At 61.6% G+C, this 18,058-nt stretch carries 12 protein-coding genes; 11 read left to right on the top strand and 1 reads right to left on the bottom strand.

Annotation, left to right across the window (positions count from 1 at the left end; genetic code table 11):
* Positions 1-463: 463 nt before the first annotated feature.
* The 7 genes from QTL96_RS12550 to QTL96_RS12580 all read left to right on the top strand — a co-directional run bounded on the left by QTL96_RS12550 (position 464) and on the right by QTL96_RS12580 (position 6,586).
* Positions 464-1,777: a polysaccharide biosynthesis/export family protein gene (locus tag QTL96_RS12550; RefSeq protein WP_289727869.1), complete on the top strand. Its 1,314-nt coding sequence runs from the start codon at positions 464-466 to the stop codon at positions 1,775-1,777.
* A gap of 91 nt (positions 1,778-1,868) precedes the next feature.
* Positions 1,869-3,410 carry an O-antigen translocase gene (locus tag QTL96_RS12555; RefSeq protein WP_113168311.1) on the top strand — a complete coding sequence of 514 codons (1,542 nt, stop codon included), beginning with the start codon at positions 1,869-1,871 and terminating at the stop codon, positions 3,408-3,410.
* A 102-nt stretch (positions 3,411-3,512) separates the two neighbouring features.
* Positions 3,513-3,917 carry a hypothetical protein gene (locus QTL96_RS12560; RefSeq protein WP_289727870.1) on the top strand — a complete coding sequence of 135 codons (405 nt, stop codon included), beginning with the start codon at positions 3,513-3,515 and terminating at the stop codon, positions 3,915-3,917.
* 139 nt (positions 3,918-4,056) lie between these two features.
* A complete protein-coding gene (locus QTL96_RS12565) occupies positions 4,057-4,560 on the top strand; it encodes a copper chaperone PCu(A)C (RefSeq protein ID WP_112818936.1) in 504 nt (167 codons plus the stop codon).
* A 56-nt stretch (positions 4,561-4,616) separates the two neighbouring features.
* Entirely contained in the window at positions 4,617-4,985 is a 369-nt protein-coding gene (copC, locus tag QTL96_RS12570) for a copper homeostasis periplasmic binding protein CopC (RefSeq protein WP_112818769.1), read from the top strand.
* Positions 4,982-5,860 (top strand): copper homeostasis membrane protein CopD, encoded by an 879-nt coding sequence (copD, locus tag QTL96_RS12575; protein ID WP_289727871.1) that lies wholly within the window; start codon positions 4,982-4,984, stop codon positions 5,858-5,860. Before copC ends, copD begins: the two co-directional genes overlap by 4 nt.
* Before the next feature lie 123 nt (positions 5,861-5,983).
* Positions 5,984-6,586 (top strand): HupE/UreJ family protein, encoded by a 603-nt coding sequence (locus QTL96_RS12580; RefSeq protein ID WP_112818935.1) that lies wholly within the window; start codon positions 5,984-5,986, stop codon positions 6,584-6,586.
* 73 nt (positions 6,587-6,659) lie between these two features.
* Here QTL96_RS12580 and QTL96_RS12585 read toward each other — a convergent pair whose 3' ends face one another.
* Positions 6,660-7,067: a response regulator gene (locus QTL96_RS12585; RefSeq protein ID WP_113198392.1), complete on the bottom strand. Its 408-nt coding sequence runs from the start codon at positions 7,065-7,067 to the stop codon at positions 6,660-6,662.
* Positions 7,068-7,359: 292 nt separating this feature from the next.
* On the opposite strand from QTL96_RS12585, the gene QTL96_RS12590 reads away from it, so the two are divergent.
* The 4 genes from QTL96_RS12590 to cueR all read left to right on the top strand — a co-directional run bounded on the left by QTL96_RS12590 (position 7,360) and on the right by cueR (position 17,927).
* The gene (locus QTL96_RS12590) at positions 7,360-12,834 is read left to right on the top strand and encodes an alpha-2-macroglobulin family protein (protein ID WP_289727872.1); all 5,475 of its coding nucleotides are present in this window, start codon (positions 7,360-7,362) and stop codon (positions 12,832-12,834) included.
* Positions 12,831-14,921: a penicillin-binding protein 1C gene (gene pbpC, locus QTL96_RS12595; protein ID WP_289727873.1), complete on the top strand. Its 2,091-nt coding sequence runs from the start codon at positions 12,831-12,833 to the stop codon at positions 14,919-14,921. The genes QTL96_RS12590 and pbpC overlap by 4 nt, the downstream gene beginning before the upstream one ends.
* 105 nt (positions 14,922-15,026) lie before the next feature.
* Positions 15,027-17,522 (top strand): heavy metal translocating P-type ATPase, encoded by a 2,496-nt coding sequence (locus QTL96_RS12600; protein ID WP_289727874.1) that lies wholly within the window; start codon positions 15,027-15,029, stop codon positions 17,520-17,522.
* Positions 17,523-17,531: 9 nt separating this feature from the next.
* The gene (gene cueR / locus QTL96_RS12605; RefSeq protein WP_018896509.1) at positions 17,532-17,927 is read left to right on the top strand and encodes a Cu(I)-responsive transcriptional regulator; all 396 of its coding nucleotides are present in this window, start codon (positions 17,532-17,534) and stop codon (positions 17,925-17,927) included.
* The last annotated feature ends 131 nt before the right edge of the window (positions 17,928-18,058 follow it).

Here is an 18,058-nt window from a genome sequence, read left to right on the forward strand (position 1 = left end):
CTGAGAATCTGAACGTGCTTTATCTTGCGTTCATTTTCGGTCAGTTCCCCAGCCGAGGGTAGTTCATCGATAGTGGATGCCGCGCTCGGGTTGCTAGTACCTTTGGTCAGGGTGTCGCTTACTGGCAATTTGACTGCATGATAAGTTTGTAATTGATGATTTTATAGTTCGGAGTCGTGCGTATTTATGTCGTCACCGGCATATATTTCTGATTCATTCAGTTATTTAGTTATCGATGCGAATTAAATATTCTTTCTGTCGCCAAGAGAATGAGACGAAACTAGTCTATATTGGTAGAGCGGGCATATTGATCTCTCGCAGTAATACAATGAATGTTAATTCTACGAAATTCAATGAACCCTGCGTCCCTGGGCGAGATATTGCTGGGTGCGCGATAAGGAATTACTCGGCGAGGTGCGCAGTATGTTGAGCGTTTTCGCATTACGGTGAGGAATGATCGAGCATGGTCATGCAACGTAAGTGTTTTTCGACAGGTCGTCATCATCCAAAGCGGCTGGGTTGGTTGCCAACCCTGCTTGCGCTGGGAACGGCGATGTTTGCCGGCGTCGCCGCTAGCGCTCCGCTTCCGCCTCATACGAAGATCAGGTTGAGCGTTGTTCAATGGATGCCGACCAAGGGCGTCTATGAACAATGGGGCTCGATCGGAGGCGATTTCACCATTTCGGATGCGGGCACGGTGTCTGTCCCGGTGCTGGGCAGCATTGCCGTTGGTAATCTCGACGACGACGGTCTGGCCGCTGAAATCGCCAACCGTTTGAAGGAAAAGATCGGACTGGTCGATGCGCCGGCAACGACCGTCCAGATACTTGAATATTCACCTGTGTATGTCGTTGGGGATGTATCCAAACCCGGTGAGTACAAATTTAGCTCGGGGTTGACTGTATTGCAGGCGCTTGCTTTGGGCGGCGGCGAGTATCGCGCGCCTCTGGCGCTTGAAGGCGCTGGCGAAGTGACGCGGTTGGCCGGTAGCTTGAAGGAGCTGGACGACGCTATCACCCGCAGCAACGCCAAAATTGTCCGCTTGGAAGCGGAGATGGCCGGCGCGACCTCGGTCAATTTCTCGCAGCAGCCCGACAAGGCTGATCCGTTCGCCGCGGCTGTCTATAATCAGGAGAAAGTGATTTTCGAAGCCAGGGCGAACGCGGTTGATCGGAAAGCCAAGTCGTTCGCCGAGCTGCGGGATCTCCTCAACGAAGAAATCGGCGTTCTCGAACAGAAGACGAAAAGTACTGACGAGAATATCAAATCCATCCAGCAGCAGGTCGATAGCACCGCGATGCTCGTTGCCAAGGGCGCCGTGGTCGCGACTCGGCAGGGTGAGGTCGAGCGTGCACTGAGAAGCTATCAAGACACCCGGCTGGACATCAGCACGGCGATTATGCGAGCCCGCCAAAGCATCAGCCAGACGACGAGGGATCTGCAAGCGCTTTACGACGAGCGAAAGACGGAAGTCGCATCAGATCTCCAGTCTGAACGAGCCGCACTCGTTCAGCTTAAGCTCAAGCGCGAGACCAGCCAGAAACTGGTGTTGGACAGTCTGTCGTCTCTCGGCGGAGCCGTAAAGCAGGATGAGAAGCCCGTCTTGGGTTTCGTTATCGTGCGCAGGGAAAACGGGACGATAAACGAAATCTCCGCATCGGAGACTTCTGCACTCATGCCCGGCGATGTCGTCAAGGTAACTCGACCTTCCCTGCAAGCAGTGAAGCCGGTCGAGCAGGTTTCTGCGATTCCCGGGGCGGATCAGGCAAGCCGATGAACAGGCTCTCGTCGCGCAACAGCCACGGCCGTATCGCGGGTTCGCTCGCGCGGTATGCCGAACGCGCGCCATTAGAGGGTAGCGTGCCTTGATGGCCAGGGATGCAAACGCGACTGGACGACAAAGCTACACGCAGATCCTAAAATCCACGGTTCTGATCGGCGGGTCCTCCGTTGTGAGTATCGGTTTTTCGATTATTCGCAACAAGGCGATGGCGCTCCTGCTGGGACCTGAAGGCGTGGGTCTGATTGGCCTTTACAACGCGACGATCGACATCGTTCATGCCATAGCGGGCTTCGGGATGAACGCCAGCGGTGTCCGCCAAATTGCCGAATCCGTCGGCAGCAACGACCCGGATCGGATTGCCAGAACAGCGACTGCCCTGAGGCGTATCTCGGTCGTGCTTGGGCTGCTCGGAACGCTTGTCATGGCGCTGCTTGCCGCGCCGATCGCCAGATGGACATTTGGCGACGACCAGCATGCGACGGCGATGCGGCTGCTGTCCATCGTGATCGTGTTTCAGGTCATGTCGGGAGGGCAGGCGGCCCTTGTTCAGGGTGTGCGCGACATCGCCAGCCTTGCACGCCTCGGCATATTGGGTGCTTTCTACAGTACGGTGATCAGCATACCCATCATCTACTTCTACGGTGAAGAGGGTATCGTTGCGTCGCTTGTCTGCATCGCTGCGGCGACGCTCGCCACGTCATGGTGGTACAGCCGCAAGATAGAAATCAACCCGTGCCGCCTGTCGTTCAAGGATCTGCGCTTCGAAGCCGCCGGCCTGTTCAAGCTCGGCTTCATCTTCATGATCACCGGCTTCCTGACCTTCGGCAGCGCCTACGCCATCCGCATCATGGTCTTGGATGAGGCAGGCATCGTCGCGGCGGGGCTATATCAAGCCGCGTGGTCGCTGGGTGGATTATATGCAGGCTTCATCCTGCAGGCGATGGGAACGGACTTTTATCCGCGGCTGACGGGTGTCGCCAATGACAACGCCCAATGCAATCGTCTGGTCAACGAACAGACGCAGGTGAGCGTGCTCCTTGCCGGTCCCGGATTGCTTGCCACGCTCACGCTCGCTCCACTGATCATGCATGTCTTCTACTCGCCCGCCTTTTATGCGGCCGTGGATCTCTTGCGGTGGATCTGCCTGGGGATGATGCTTCGCATCGTGGCCTGGCCCATCGGTTTCATCATTCTGGCAAAAGGCGCCCAGCGGATATTCTTCTGGACTGAGGTTGCGGCCACGGTCGTTCATGTCGGTCTCGCCTGGATCTGCATCAAGGCCTTCGGAACGATGGGTGCCGGTATCGCCTTCTTTGGCCTCTATGTGTGGCACAGTATTCTCGTCTACTGGATCGCGCGGCGCTATACCGGCTTTCGCTACTCGGCGATCAATCGTATCCTCGTCATGGTCTACCTTCCTATGTCGGGCCTGATATTTCTCGCTTTCCAGTTCCTGCCGACTTGGCTGGCCGCATCGATGGGCTGCGCCGCCACCGCCGCCACGGGGCTCTACTCGCTCAAGACATTGGCCGAACTGTTGCCGCCGGAAGCGCTGCCGCGCGTGGTCAGAACGAGGCTCGGCCGCGCTGCATTGTCCTGGTCAGGTTCCGTGCGCCAAGTCCCGTGATCCGCTGAAAGATACAGATACGCCTGCCAATTGCTCAAACTGTCGCATTGAGGTTTGCCGGTATTTTGCGTAAACACGATGCAGTGAGCGGCGAGGACTTAGTTGAAAGCGGCGGAAGCAGGCATAGTTCGATGGCTGGTACGTATCAGTTGCGCCGTTGCGCTGGCCCTCGTCGGCTTCGCGCATCAGGTGCCGGCCTTTGCCAATGGCGCTTTCATTTCCAATGAGCTTTCCGAATACATTCTACCTGACGGAACCGCGCCGGTTATTTGCACGGTTGACAAGACGCATACGGAGCACGACGGCGGCAAGCTTCATGCACATGGCTGCGAGGCCTGCCGGATCAGCGCGTCGACTGTGTTGGCCGCTCCCGTTTTCGTCGCATGGCCAAGCGCTTCGATCCCCACCTATCTTGGCCCGAGCCTTAGCGCCGAGGCTACCGGAAACCGGCCTTTATTCCCCGGTGGCGGTCCAAGGGGCCCACCGTTGATGGCCGCTCTCATTTGAGCTGCTATGCGGTCTTCCGTAGCCGGTGATCCCGCATAGAAATCCCACTGTCCCACTCATCCGTCCGCTGCCGATGCCGCACGACACATTTGTCATGCGAGTTCAGCAAACAGCGGTCGCTCTGGCAGGAACAATCATCATGAAGAAGTTTAAAGTCCTTCTGGCTAGTCTGGTTCTCGCAGGGCCTTTCGGCGCACCTGCCGGCGCACAGATCGTCACTGCAGGCGACATCGAGATTTCCAATCCGCAAGCCCGCGCCATGGTGCCCGGTGCGAAAGTCGGTGGCGGCTATCTCAGCATCACCAACAAGGGGAATGCCGACGACAAGCTCGTCGGCATCACCTCGACGCGTGCCAAATCGTCGGAAATCCACCAGATGAACGTCGACAACGGCGTCATGACCATGCGCCTCGTCGCCGGCGGCCTTGTTATTCCTGCGGGGCAGACAGTCGAGCTCACGCCGGGCGGCTACCACGTCATGTTCAAGGACGTCACCGAGCCCTTCAAGCAAGGCGAAACGGTCAGGGCGACACTGACCTTCGAAAAGGCCGGGCAGGTCGCTGTCGAATTCGCGGTAGGCGGCGCTAGCGCCATGAAGATGGATGGTCATTCCGGGATGAGCGGTATGTCCAAGCCGCAATAGTCGGCAGGTATTAGACTGTCATCGACAATCAGAAAATCATTACAGTGAGCAATCCTATGTCTAGAACGAGCAAATTCCTTATCGCGTCCTTCGTTGCCACTCTTGTTGCCGCAGGGCAGGCGAGCGCCCATGCGCACCTCACGTCAAGTGTTCCCGCCGATAAGGCCACGGTACAGGTGTCCCCCACAGCGGTGGAACTGCATTTCTCCGAGGAGCTTAACCTCCGCTTCTCGGGCGCGACGATTGCCGGTGCCGGTGACAAGCAGGTTCCGACCGGCGACGCCAAGCTGTCGGATGACGGAAAGACGCTGACGGTGCCCGTTTCGGGGAGCCTTGATGCCGGCGGATATGTCGTCGATTGGCATGTCCTGTCGACGGATGGCCACAAGACCAATGGTAGCTATGGCTTCACGGTCAAGCCGTGACGCCGGATACGGCCCTCGTTTTTTGCCGTCTTCTCTTCGATGCTGCAGTCATCCTGATCTGGGGTAGCTCCGCCTATCTCTGCGCGCTCGTTTCGCCCGAACTGGCACGTGTCGTCGGCGACCGGCTGCGGTGGTTGAGCGTGGCTGCAATCGCAGTCGCGTTCGCGTCCACCGTTGCCATGCTGCCGCTCCGCACGGCGATCATCGGCGACGGGTGGTCCGATATGCTGACGCCGGAGATGCTCGGCGCCGTGCTGACCCAGACGGATGTCGGGAAGGCCTGGATGGTCCAGGCCGCCGGCGTGGTCCTGCTTGGCGCGACGGTGTTTCTTCCGTACAGGTATCGGCAAATGGGACGAGCCGTATTCGCTGCACTCCTGCTGCTCAGCCTGACGCTGAGCGGCCACGCAGCGATGAACAGCGGTTGGCTTAGGGTGCTCCACCGCATCAATGACGGTGCGCATCTTTTGTCCGGCGGTGCATGGCTGGGTGCGCTCGTGCCGGTCCTCTTGATCTTGTCGATGCTTGGACGCGGCACGCTGCAGGCCGATGCGCGCGTCGCGGTCATGCGGTTTTCGACCGCGGGGCATGTCGCAGTTGCGCTCGTGCTTCTCTCAGGCGCCGCGAACACGCTGCTTATCCTAGGGGGCGTGCCGTCGGATTGGTCGTTCAGCTATCAGCGTCTGCTGAGCGCAAAGATCGCGGTGGTGGCGGCAATGGTGTTGATTGCGGTCATCAACCGCTATGTCTTCGTGCCGAAGTTTGCTCGAGATCACTCTCTTCTTCAGCTGAAGATCTGCGTCATCACCGAGGTCGTGCTGGGGCTCGTGGTCGTGGCCCTCGTCGCCTGGTTCGGTACGCTGCAGCCACGCTAGACGCGAAAACAGTAGCACGACCCACCTACGTCAAATAACGGTGCAGCCTGTTTTTTCGCTTTGAAGCCTTGATTCTCCATGTCATTTTCGGCGCAACACTGCACACCGATAATGGGGACGATCATGTTTTCAAAAAGCATCAAATTCAACGCCGCGCTTGCCGCCCTCGTGCTCGCGCCATCGCTTGCATTCGCCCATCCGGGCGCCGGCCAGGCGGTCGGCTTTGCGCATGGCTTTAGCCACCCCATGTCCGGGCTCGACCATATCCTGGCCATGATCATGGTCGGCGTTGTTGCTTGGCAGCTTGGCGGCCGTGCCGTCTGGATGGTGCCGGCCACCTTCGTCGCCGTTATGGGCCTGGGCGGAGCGCTCGGCATGATGGGTATCTCGATCCCCTTCGTTGAGGCCGGGATCGCGCTTTCCGTGATCGTTCTCGGCGCGGTCATCGCGCTCAACGTTCGTGCGCCTGTTGCCGTTGCCGCCGGTCTGGTTGGTCTGTTCGCCATTTTCCATGGTCACGCGCATGGTTCCGAAATGCCGGCTGCCGCCGCAGGCATGTCTTACGCCGCCGGCTTCATGATCGCGACGGCCACGCTGCACGCCATCGGTCTTGCTATGGGATTTGCGATTGCACGGGCCGGTGATGCTCAAGGCGCTTTCGTAACGCGCTCCGCCGGCGGTGTCGCGGCGCTGGCCGGGGTCGGCCTGCTGACCGGTCTTATCTGATCGCTCTGTGCTCCGGGATGAGGTACCTTCATCGGCTCCTCATCCCATGTTTCGCGGAGGCAACTCGGCCTTTCTAATTCAAGCCGCGGCGAAGTTCCGCTGCTTTTCTCAGCGTTCGTTGCACGGTCGAGGGCATGGCCGGCTTGGTGACGACACCAAGCGCGCCGTTTAGCTTGTCCGCCACGGCCTCGGGATTGCCGGTCATGAACACCACCGTCACCCCGAATTCCTCCACCAGACGGCGGCAGATTTCAGGGCCGGTCGGCCCATCCGAGAGGTTGACGTCGACGAAGGCGATATCGGCGTCACGTGCAAGCTGCAGCGCCTGATCGCGGCCATTCGCCAGACCGGCGACATCGAAGCCCATCTCTTTTATCGTTTCCTCGAGATCAAGGGCTATAAAAAGCTCGTCCTCGACGATCAGGACGCGCTGCTTGGTGCTATTTTCAGTCTGTGAACTGTACTCAACGCCGGTGCCCATACTTGGCCCCCTGTTACTCATTTTCACCAGAACTCGGACGGAAAACGGCTCGGCAACAGATATGTTCCGGCGCGGGACAGCTTTATTTTCAGTTAAGGTATTGTTAGTATTAACAAAATGCTAATTTCGGCCTCTCGTGACGAATGCTCTCTCAGAGATCCACAGCCGGTCTTGATGGTGTTGTTACATGATTGAGATTTACTGCAGGGCGACGCTCCATCCGAGTTGACAACAGGGATGCGAGTGGGGAGAGTTGCCGCCAAATGAGGCGCCAGCATATTGGGGGGAACCTATGTTCGCACGCGCGTTCTTGACAGCCGTAACCGTTGTTCTTTCGACCGCTCTAATTGGTTCACCCGCCTTTTCCGCGGACAGCAAGCGCCAGATACAAACCGTGCGTGATGCCGACTATTTCGGCTTTGATCTGCGCAGCGAGCAGAATGTCACGCTCGACCAGTGCAAGGCCTCGTGCATTGGCGACAAGTCGTGCAAGGCCTTCACCTATAACCCCAAGGCTAGCTGGTGCTTCCTGAAATCCGACTTCAAGACGATGAATGCCTTCCCGGGCGCCATCGCCGGCAAGATCGTCGAGACAGCGGGCAGTCAGGAGCCGGACCTCGGGGCAGCACCTCGCATCGGCTTCCTCTCGGGCGATGTGCTGCAACAGGCGCGCGACGACAAAGCCAATCTCGAGCTCGCCGATGACCAGCAGGGCCAATCCGCCGACAGTCTCATCGCCAACGCGCGGATCGATCTCACGGCCAACAATGTCGTCGATGCCCTGAAATCCTTCCGGGGCGCGCTCGCGCTCACGCCCGATAATGCGGATCTGTGGCTGGAAACGGCGCGCGCGGGCGACAGCTTCGTCAAGACCGACGACAACAATGGCAGCGAGATCTATGCCCAGGCCGTGCTCGCCGCCATCAATGGCTACGACCTGACGCGGACGACGACCAGCCGCGCCGATGCGCTTGCGGTTCTGGCGGTGGCGCTGGAGAAGAACGCGAACTACCGGGCCGCGCTGAACGCCTATAAGGCAAGCCTGGCGCTGGTGAATTCAAAGGAAGTCCAGGCCGCCTACCTGCAGCTGAAGTCGACGCAGGGCTTCCGTATCACGGATCACACCGTCGATGCCGACAGCGCCACCCCGCGCGCATGCGTCACCTTCTCGGAATCGTTGGTCAAGACCACCGACTATACCCCTTTCGTGACGCTCAATGGCGCCTCGCCGAAGGCGCTCGAAACCAAGGACAGGCAGATCTGCGTCGAGGGCCTGACGCACGGCGAGAACTACAAGATCTCTTTCCGCACCGGTCTTCCCTCGTCGGTCGACGAGGTTTTGGAGGCGCCCGTCAGCCTTGATATCTACGTCAAGGACCGCACCGCAAGCGTCCGCTTCACCGGCGACAGCTTCGTGCTGCCATCGACGGCGCGCCGCGGCATCCCGATCGTCTCGGTCAACATGGCCTCGGCCAACCTCAAGCTCTACCGCATCGGCGATCGTGGCATCGCGCCGTTGCTGACCAGCTCGCAGTTCCTCACCCAGCTCGATGGCTATAGCGCCCAGCGGATCGAGGACGAAAGCGGCGAGCTTGTCTGGCAGGGTGCGATCGACATCGCCAATGACCTGAACAAGGATGTCGTCACCAGCTTCCCCGTCGATGAGGCGCTGCCGGAGCGCAAGCCCGGCGTCTATGTGCTGACCGCGACATCGCCGACCGGGCCGGACCAGGAATGGAATTCGCAGGCCACCCAGTGGTTCGTGGTCTCCGATATCGGCGTGACGACCTATGCCGGGACCGACGGCCTCAACGTCTTCGCCCGTTCGCTTGCATCAGCCAAGCCGATGGCTGGTGTCGCGCTGCAGTTGCTTGCCAAGAATAACGAGGTGCTTGGTACCGCCACGACCGACGACAATGGCCGCGCCACCTTCACCGCCGGCTTGATCCGCGGCACATCGGCGCTGACGCCTGCCGTGATCACGGCGAAGAACGGGACGTCGGACTACGTCTTCCTCGACATGACACGAGCCGGTTTCGACCTCTCCGATCGCGGCGTCACCGGGCGCGCATCGCCGGGCGCAATCGACGTGCTGACATTCACCGAGCGCGGCATCTACCGCGTCGGCGAAACGGTCCACGCGTCTGCGCTGGCGCGCGATACGGATGGCAAGGCAATCGAGAATCTGCCGCTGACCTTCATCTTCATGCGCCCTGATGGCGTCGAAGACCGCCGCATCGTCAGCCAGACCAGCAATCTCGGCGGCTACAATGTCGATTTCGCCGTGCAGGACAATGCCATGCGCGGCACCTGGACGATGAACATCCATACCGACCCGAAGGGTTCGCCGATCGCCAGCAAGAGTTTCCTGGTCGACGATTTCGTGCCTGATCGTACCGACATGGAGCTGAAGACCGAGGCGAAGGTGATTGGACCGGACACGCCGGCAACGATCAATATCTCTGGCAAGTATCTCTATGGCGCGCCCGCCGCCGGGCTGACGCTGGAAGGCGATGTCGTCATCAAGCCGACACACCAGGCGGATGCATTTCCGGGCTATTTCTTCGGCCTTGCCGATGAAGAGGCGAGCGAGGATTCGCGCCAGTCGATCGAGGGATTGCCGGACCTCGACGAAAAGGGCGAAGGCGTTACCGATCTGACGGTCGGCGAGCTGCCCGCAACGACGCAGCTTCTGAACGCGACCGTCTATATTCGAATGCAGGAAGCCGGCGGACGCGCGATCGAGCGCTCGCTTGTGCTGCCGGTGCAGAACCAGGGGCCGATGATCGGCATCAAGCCGGAATTCTCGGGCGATCTCGGCGAGAACTCGATCGCCAACTTCACCGTCATCGGCGTCAACGCCGATGGTGCGAAGGAGGAGATGAAGGGGCTCCGCTGGAAGCTCTTCAAGCTCAACCGCGACTATCAATGGTATCGCGACGGCACGGCCTGGAAATACGAGCCGGTCTATACCGCCGAGCAGGTGGGCAACGGCAGTGTCGATGCCGGCATCGATGGCGCCAAGATCGCCTCGCCCGTGCAGTGGGGCCGTTATCGCCTCGAGGTCGAGAGCACCGACGCCGATGGCCCGACCTCCAGCGTCGAATTCGACGCCGGCTGGTTCGTGCAGGCAACATCCACGGAAACGCCCGATGGGCTGGAGATCGCGCTCGACAAGGATAGCTACAAGGTCGGCGAGACCGCGAAGCTGAAGGTCTCCTCGCGCTATGCAGGCGAACTGATGATCGCCGCCGGTACCGAAACCCTGGTTGCCGCGCAGAACGCGGCGATCGGCGAGACGGGTGGCGAGGTGGATATCCCCGTTACCGCCGATTGGGGCGCCGGCGCCTATGTGACCGCGACGCTGTTCCGTCCGGGCGATGCCCAGGACAGCCACATGCCGATGCGCGCCATCGGCGTGAAATGGCTGAAGGTCGATCCTGAGGATCGGGCCTTGCAGGTCAAGATCGAGGCACCTGAGAAGATGCTGCCGCGCGGCCCGCTGCCGATCACGCTCGCCGTTGCGGGTGCCGGCGCAAACGAGGACGCTTATGTCACCGTTGCCGCTGTCGATGTCGGCATTCTCAACCTGACGCGCTACGAGCCGCCGAGCCCGGAAGAATGGTATTTCGGTCAGCGCCAGCTTGGTCTCGAGATCCGCGACCTTTATGGCCGCTTGATCGACGGCTCGCTCGGCGCCACCGGCAAACTGCGCACCGGCGGCGATGGCGGCGCGATCGCGCTGCAGGCAAGCCCTCCGACGCAGAAACTCGTCGCCTTCTTCTCCGGCCCGGTGAAGCTGGATGCCGAAGGTAAGGCGCATGTCAGCTTCGATATTCCTCAGTTCAACGGCACGGCGCGCCTGATGGCGGTCGCCTGGTCCAAGTCCGGTGTCGGCCATGCGACGCAGGACGTGATCATTCGTGATCCTGTCGTCGTCACCGCCAGCCTGCCACGTTTCCTGGCGCCGGGGGACAAGTCTGAACTGCGCCTTGATATCGCCAATACCGATGCGCCCGCAGGCGACTACAAGCTGGCAGTCACAGGCAATGACGCTGTCGGTATCGATAAGGCCACGCAGACGATCCGTTTGGATGCCGGTGCGAAGCAGGCGGTGACGCTGGCGGTGACCGGCTTGCAGCCGGGCAACGGCGTCGTTTCGATTAACCTCTCGGATGCATCCGGCCTGTCGCTCGACCAGAGCCTCGATGTCCCCGTTCGGCCGGCGGTATTGCCGGTCACGGAGCGTCGTGTGCTGGCGCTGAAGCCGGGCGCGAAGCTGACGATCGACAAGGCGCTGTTGGCGGATAGCGTTCTTCCGGGCGCATCGGTCAGCGTCAACGTCACGCGCTCGGCTGCCTTCGACATCCCGGCCTTGCTGATGTCGCTCGATCGCTATCCTTTCGGCTGCGCCGAGCAGACGACCAGCCGAGCTCTGCCGCTGCTCTATCTGAGCGAGCTTGCCGAGCAGGTCGGTCTCGATGGCGATGCCGATATCAAGAAGCGCGTGCAGGATGCCATCTATCGTGTCCTGTCCTACCAGGCATCCGCCGGCAGCTTCGGTCTTTGGGGACCGGATAGCGGTGATCTCTGGCTCGATTCCTACGTCACCGACTTCCTGACGCGGGCCCGCGAGCAGAAATACGATGTGCCGGATCGTGCGCTCGCACAGGCGCTGGAGAACCTGCAGAACGCCTTGAGCTATGACGTTAATGTCAAGGATCAGGGCGATCAGATCGCCTATGCGCTATATGTGCTCGCGCGCAACAAGAAGGCCGCGATCAGCGATCTGCGCTACTATGCGGACACGATGATCAACGACTTCCCGACACCGCTCGCCAAGGCCCATATCGCGGCCGCGCTGGCGCTCTACGGCGATGCGACGCGGTCGAAGAACATCTTCGTCGACGCGCTGCAGATGTCGGCCCAGTCGATGGTCACCAAGGTCAACCTGTCGCGCACCGACTATGGCTCGGTGCTTAGAGACGGCGCCGCCATCCTCGCGCTCGCCGCCGAAAGCCGGCCGGTGCCGCCGATCGTGCCGGAACTGGCGAAGGCAGTGGCCAAGGAGTGGGAGCGCAGCAAGTACACCAGCACCCAGGAACAGGCCTGGATGCTGCTCGCCGCCCGCGCGATCCAGGGCGGCGACGAGTCGCTGAAGATCGACGTCAACGGCGCGCTCCACAACGGTGCCTACATGGCGCGGATGAATGGCGAGGCGCTGGCCGATCACGCGCTGACCCTGACTAACCAGACGAGCGATGCCGTTTCGGCTGTTGTCACGACCGTTGCAGCACCGGTGACGCCGCTGCCGGCTGGTGGCGATGGCTTTGCCATCGAGCGCAGCTACTACACGCTGGATGGCGAGGAAGCGAATGTCTCGGAGGCAAAGCAGAACGAGCGCTATGTCGTCGTGCTGCATGTCACCGAGAGCAACAAATGGCCGTCGCGCATCGTCATCACCGATCTCTTGCCAGCCGGTTTCCAGATCGACAATCCGAGCCTGGTCGACAGCGCGCAGCTGACCAACTTTGACTGGATCGGCGATGTGACGGCCGCGCATACCGAGTTCCGCAACGATCGTTTCGTCGCTGCTTTCAACCGCAGCGCCGATGACAACCGGGAGATCAACGTCGCATACGTCGTGCGCGCCGTGACACCCGGCGTCTACGACCACCCGGCGGCGAACGTAGAGGACATGTACCGGCCGCAGCTTTCGGCGCGGACGGCAACCGGCAAGATGGAGGTCGTGGCGGCACAGCCATGAGACTGAGGCGGAAAATCGCGATCGGCCTTGTGGCGGCGATGGCAATCGCCGGCGCCGGGCTGATCGGGCTCGACGCGGCGGACAAGGCATTTCCGCCGCCGCTCGACAAGGCGCGCGTATCCGCCGAGGTGCTGGATGCCGACGGAGAGCTTCTGCGCGCCTTCGCGACGCCGGAGGGGCGCTGGCGTCTAAAGACGACCGTTGGCGATGTTGATCCGCAATTCCTGCGTATGCTGGTCGCCTATGAGGATCGGCGCTTTTACGAGCATCGCGGCATCGACATGCGTGCGATCGGCCGCGCCGCCTTCCAGCTCGTCACCAACGGCCGCATCGTTTCGGGGGCCTCTACGCTCTCGATGCAGGTTGCCCGGCTGATCGAGCCGCGCCAGGGCCGATCGCTTTCGGCCAAGCTATTGCAGGTCGCACGTGCGCTCCAGCTCGAGCGACGCCTGTCCAAGGATGAAATCCTCGATTTCTATCTGACGCATGCGCCATATGGCGGCAATCTGGAAGGCGTCAGAGCCGCAAGTCTTGCCTATTTCGGCAAGGAGCCGAAGCGTCTGACGGTGGCGCAGGCAGCGTTGCTCGTGGCATTGCCGCAGCTTCCCGAAAAGCGCCGCCCCGATCGCAACCTCAAGGCCGCCGAAGCGGCGCGCAAGCGCGTGCTGGAGCGCGTCGCGGTCGTAGACGCGATCGGGGAAGGGGAGGCGGAGCGCGCCGAGGCGACGCTTGTGCCGGCAAAACGCATGCAACTGCCGGCGCTCGCGGCACATGTCGGCGAAGCCGCGCTGCGTATGGCGCCGGATGCGTCGCCGTACCGGACCACGCTGAAGAAGCGGGTGCAGGAGGGGCTGGAGGCTGTCGCCAAGGCGGCCGCGCTGAAGCTAGGTCCCAAGCTGTCGCTGGCAATGGTGATGGCGGATGCGCAGACTGGGGATATCGTCGGCGAAGTCGGCTCTGCCGATTATTTCGACGCCAGCCGATCCGGCTGGATCGACATGACGCGCGTCCCGCGTTCGCCGGGATCCACGCTAAAGCCGTTCATCTATGGCCTCGCCTTTGCAGAGGGATTGGTTAGCCAGGAGACGATTATCGAGGATCGGCCGGCGGATTTCTTCGGTTACCGGCCGCGCAATTTCGATATGAGCTACCAGGGAGACGTGACAGTGCGCGATGCGCTGCAACTCTCTCTCAACGTGCCTGCAGTCAAGCTGCTCGATGCCGTCAACCCGGCCAAGCTCCTCATCCGCTTCCGCCGCGCCGAAGTGCGCCCGCTGCTGCCGCCCAACGAAACGCCGGGGCTGGCGATCGGGCTTGGTGGCGTCGGCCTCACGCTCAAGGATCTGGTGCAGCTTTATACGGCGCTCGCCAATCGAGGGCAGGCGGTCAGGATCGGGGACGGCATATCCGGCCAGCCCGGAGAGATCGAAGGCGAGGCGTTGCTTGAACCGGTCGCGGTGTGGAATGTCGCCGATATCCTCTCGGGCGTCATACCGCCCGCCGGTGCGCCGCAGCGTGGCATCGCCTACAAGACCGGCACGAGCTACGGATACCGCGACGCCTGGTCGGTGGGCTATGACGGTCGCTATGTCCTCGGCGTTTGGGTCGGTCGTCCGGATAGCGGCGCCTCGCCCGGCCTGACCGGATATGGCACGGCCGCGCCGATCCTGTTCGAGGGTTTTGCCAAGTCGGGCATCTCAACGACGCCGCTGCCGCGCCCGCCATCGGGCGCCGTGCGCATCGCGCAGGCGCAGCTGCCGATCAGCCAGCGCCGGTTTGCGATCAATCCCAGCGGATTGCTCGCGACATCCGGCCGCGAGCCGGCGCCGCAGATCGTCTATCCGCCTGAAGGAGCGCATGTCGATCTCGGGGCCCAGGGTCTGGCAAAGGGCGGCGAACTCTCGCCGTTGATGCTGAAGCTCCAGGGTGGCCGAGCGCCCTTTCGATGGCTCGCCAACGGCAAGCCGTTACCCGACCTGTCGCGGCGGCGCACCAACCAGTGGACGCCCGATGGCGGCGGCTATTCCAAGCTGACCGTCATCGATGCGATGGGTCGCGCCGCAAGCGTCGGCGTGTTCATCGATTGAGGCGGTTTTGACCGTCGTCAAAACAAGCGCATTTTGCGCTTGACCTTCCAGTTGCTGGAAGGTTGATAAGTATCTCCACTGCCTTGTCAGGCACAGGAGATACTCATGGATAACACCCACGCACATCACCACGGCCACAGCGACCACCATCATCATCCGGCGGATGACGTCGTGGTCCGCGACCCCGTCTGCGGCATGACGGTCGATCCCGCTGCCGGCAAGCCGTCGTTCGAGCATCAAGGGCGGCGCTATTTATTCTGCTGCGAGGGCTGCCGCACCAAATTCGAAGCTGCGCCGCAGGATTATCTGACAGCAAGGGACCCGGTCTGCGGCATGAGCGTCGACCGTGCGACCGCGAAGCACTTCCTGCGGCATGAGGGCGAGAAGCACTATTTCTGCTCGGCCGGCTGCAGGACGAAGTTCGAAGCGGCGCCGGCGGATTATCGCAATGGCAGAAAGCCGCAGCCGAAACCTGCTCCGAAGGGGACGCAATATACCTGCCCGATGCATCCCGAGGTGATCAGCGATCATCCCGGCGATTGCCCCAAATGCGGCATGGCGCTTGAACCAATGGGCATCCCGCCCATGGATGAAGGCCCCAATCCCGAGCTGATCGATTTCACCCGCCGTCTCTGGATCAGCGGCATTCTCTCGGTTCCGCTGCTTGTCATAACGATGGGGCCGATGATCGGCCTTCCTGTGCGCGATTGGCTCGGCGAGCCGCTTGCGACCTGGGCCGAACTTGTTCTAGCCACGCCCGTGGTGCTCTGGGCAGCACTCCCGTTCTTCCGCCGCGCCAGGGCGTCGCTCGTCAATCGCAGCCCGAATATGTGGACGCTGATTGGCCTCGGTGTCGGGACGGCTTACATCTATAGTCTGGCCGCCACGCTGGCGCCGGGCATCTTTCCGCATACGTTCCGTGGACATGGCGGCGCCGTGCCCGTTTATTTCGAGGCGGCGGCCGTTATCGTGGCCCTGGTTTTCGTCGGGCAGGTGCTTGAGTTGAAGGCACGCGAGCGGACCGGCTCGGCTATTCGCGCACTGCTCGATCTCGCGCCGAAGACCGCGCGGCGTATTGGCCGCGATGGCAGCGAGGCCGATGTGCCGGTCGACGATATCGTTGTTGGAGATCGCCTGCGCGTTCGGCCGGGCGAGCGGGTTCCTGTCGATGGCACGGTCAGCGAGGGGCAATCGACGATCGACGTATCCATGCTGACAGGCGAACCGATGCCCGTCGAAAAGAGTGTTGGCGATACGCTGACGGGCGGTACCATCAACAAGAACGGCATGCTGGTGATGACGGCCGAAAAGGTCGGTGCGGAGACAACGCTGTCGCGCATCGTTGACATGGTCGCCACGGCACAGCGCTCGCGCGCGCCGATCCAGGGCGCCGTCGATCGCGTCTCTGCTTTCTTCGTCCCGGCCGTTGTCGCCGCCGCGATCGCCGCTTTCGCGATCTGGGCTCTCGTCGGTCCCGAGCCGCGCATGGTTCACGCGCTGCTCGCCGCCGTCTCCGTCCTAATCATCGCCTGCCCCTGCGCGCTGGGTCTTGCCACACCAATGTCGATCATGATCGGCACCGGTCGCGGCGCCCATGAGGGCGTGCTGATCAAGGATGCGGAAGCGCTGGATCGTTTTTCGACGGTCGATACGCTGATCGTCGACAAGACGGGCACGCTCACCGAAGGAAAGCCCCGGCTGACAAATGTTGTGGCACTCGGTGACGTGGCAGAAGACCAACTGCTGCAACTCGCCGCCAGCCTGGAGCGAGGATCGGAGCATCCGCTGGCGGCCGCTATCGTGTCGGGCGCGGAAGAGCGCGGGATCGCCTTGGCCGATATCACGGGCTTTGAGGCGGCAACGGGCAAAGGCGTGCGCGGGAATATCGGCGAGGCGGCCGTGGCGCTTGGCAACGCAGCGATGATGGCCGATCTCGGCATCGACGTCGCCGCCCATGGGGAGCAGCTGCAATCATTGCGGGACGAAGGCAAGACCGTGATGTTCGTCGTCGTCGACCAGCGCCTCGCCGGGCTGGTGGCTGTCGCCGACCGTATCAAGCCGACAACGGCCGCCGCGATCAAGGCGCTGCATGCGAGCGGCCTCAAGATTATCATGGCGACTGGCGACAATGAGCGCACGGCGCGCTCGGTCGCCAGAAGCCTGGGGATCGACGATGTGCGCGCCGACATCCTGCCCGAGGTCAAGAAGGCGCTGATCGACGAGCTGCATGCCATGGGGGCGGTGGTCGCCATGGCCGGCGACGGCGTTAACGATGCACCGGCGCTGGCCGCGGCCGATGTCGGCATCGCCATGGGCACGGGGGCCGATGTCGCGATGGAGAGCGCCGGCATCACCCTGGTCAAGGGCGATCTCAACGGCGTTGTCAGGGCGCGGCGTCTGGCCGAGGCGACGATGCACAATATTCGCCAGAACCTCGGCTTCGCCTTCGGCTACAACGCGCTCGGCGTGCCGCTCGCCGCCGGCGTTCTCTATCCCGTCTTCGGTCTGTTGCTTTCGCCGATGATTGCGGCGGCGGCGATGAGCCTGTCATCCGTTTCGGTCATCGGCAATGCGCTGCGGCTGCGCGCCGCCAAGCTTTAGGAGGCTGCGATGAATATCGGTGAAGCATCGGCACGGTCCGGCCTGCCATCGAAGACGATAAGATATTACGAGGATATCGGCCTCATCCGCCCCGATAGAAACGACAACGGCTACCGCGACTACGCGGTTGCCGATGTTCACAAACTGCGCTTTTTGCAGAAGTCGCGAGGGCTCGGTTTTTCAGTCGAGGAGTGCCGGCAGCTGCTGGCGCTTTACGAAGACAAGAGCCGGGCCAGCGCCGATGTGAAGGAGTTGACCCAGGCCAAGCTCACCGAGATCGACCGCAAGATCCGCGAGCTCAGCGAACTCCGGCACACGCTTGAGCACCTGGTCCACGCCTGTCACGGCAATGACCGACCGGACTGTCCCATCCTCGAGGAATTGTCGGACGAGCAGCATGCCTGACAATTTGCGTGCATTTGTGGCATCTCCGAGCGATGCTTAAAGTATTGATTTTAATTTGATATTCTTCATGAGTTTGGCCGTTTCGGTCGCTGGACGATGAGAAAGCAGAAAAAATCGCGGCCGCGGGGAAT

The organism is Rhizobium sp. S163 (assembly GCF_030380805.1).
Lineage (GTDB): Bacteria > Pseudomonadota > Alphaproteobacteria > Rhizobiales > Rhizobiaceae > Rhizobium.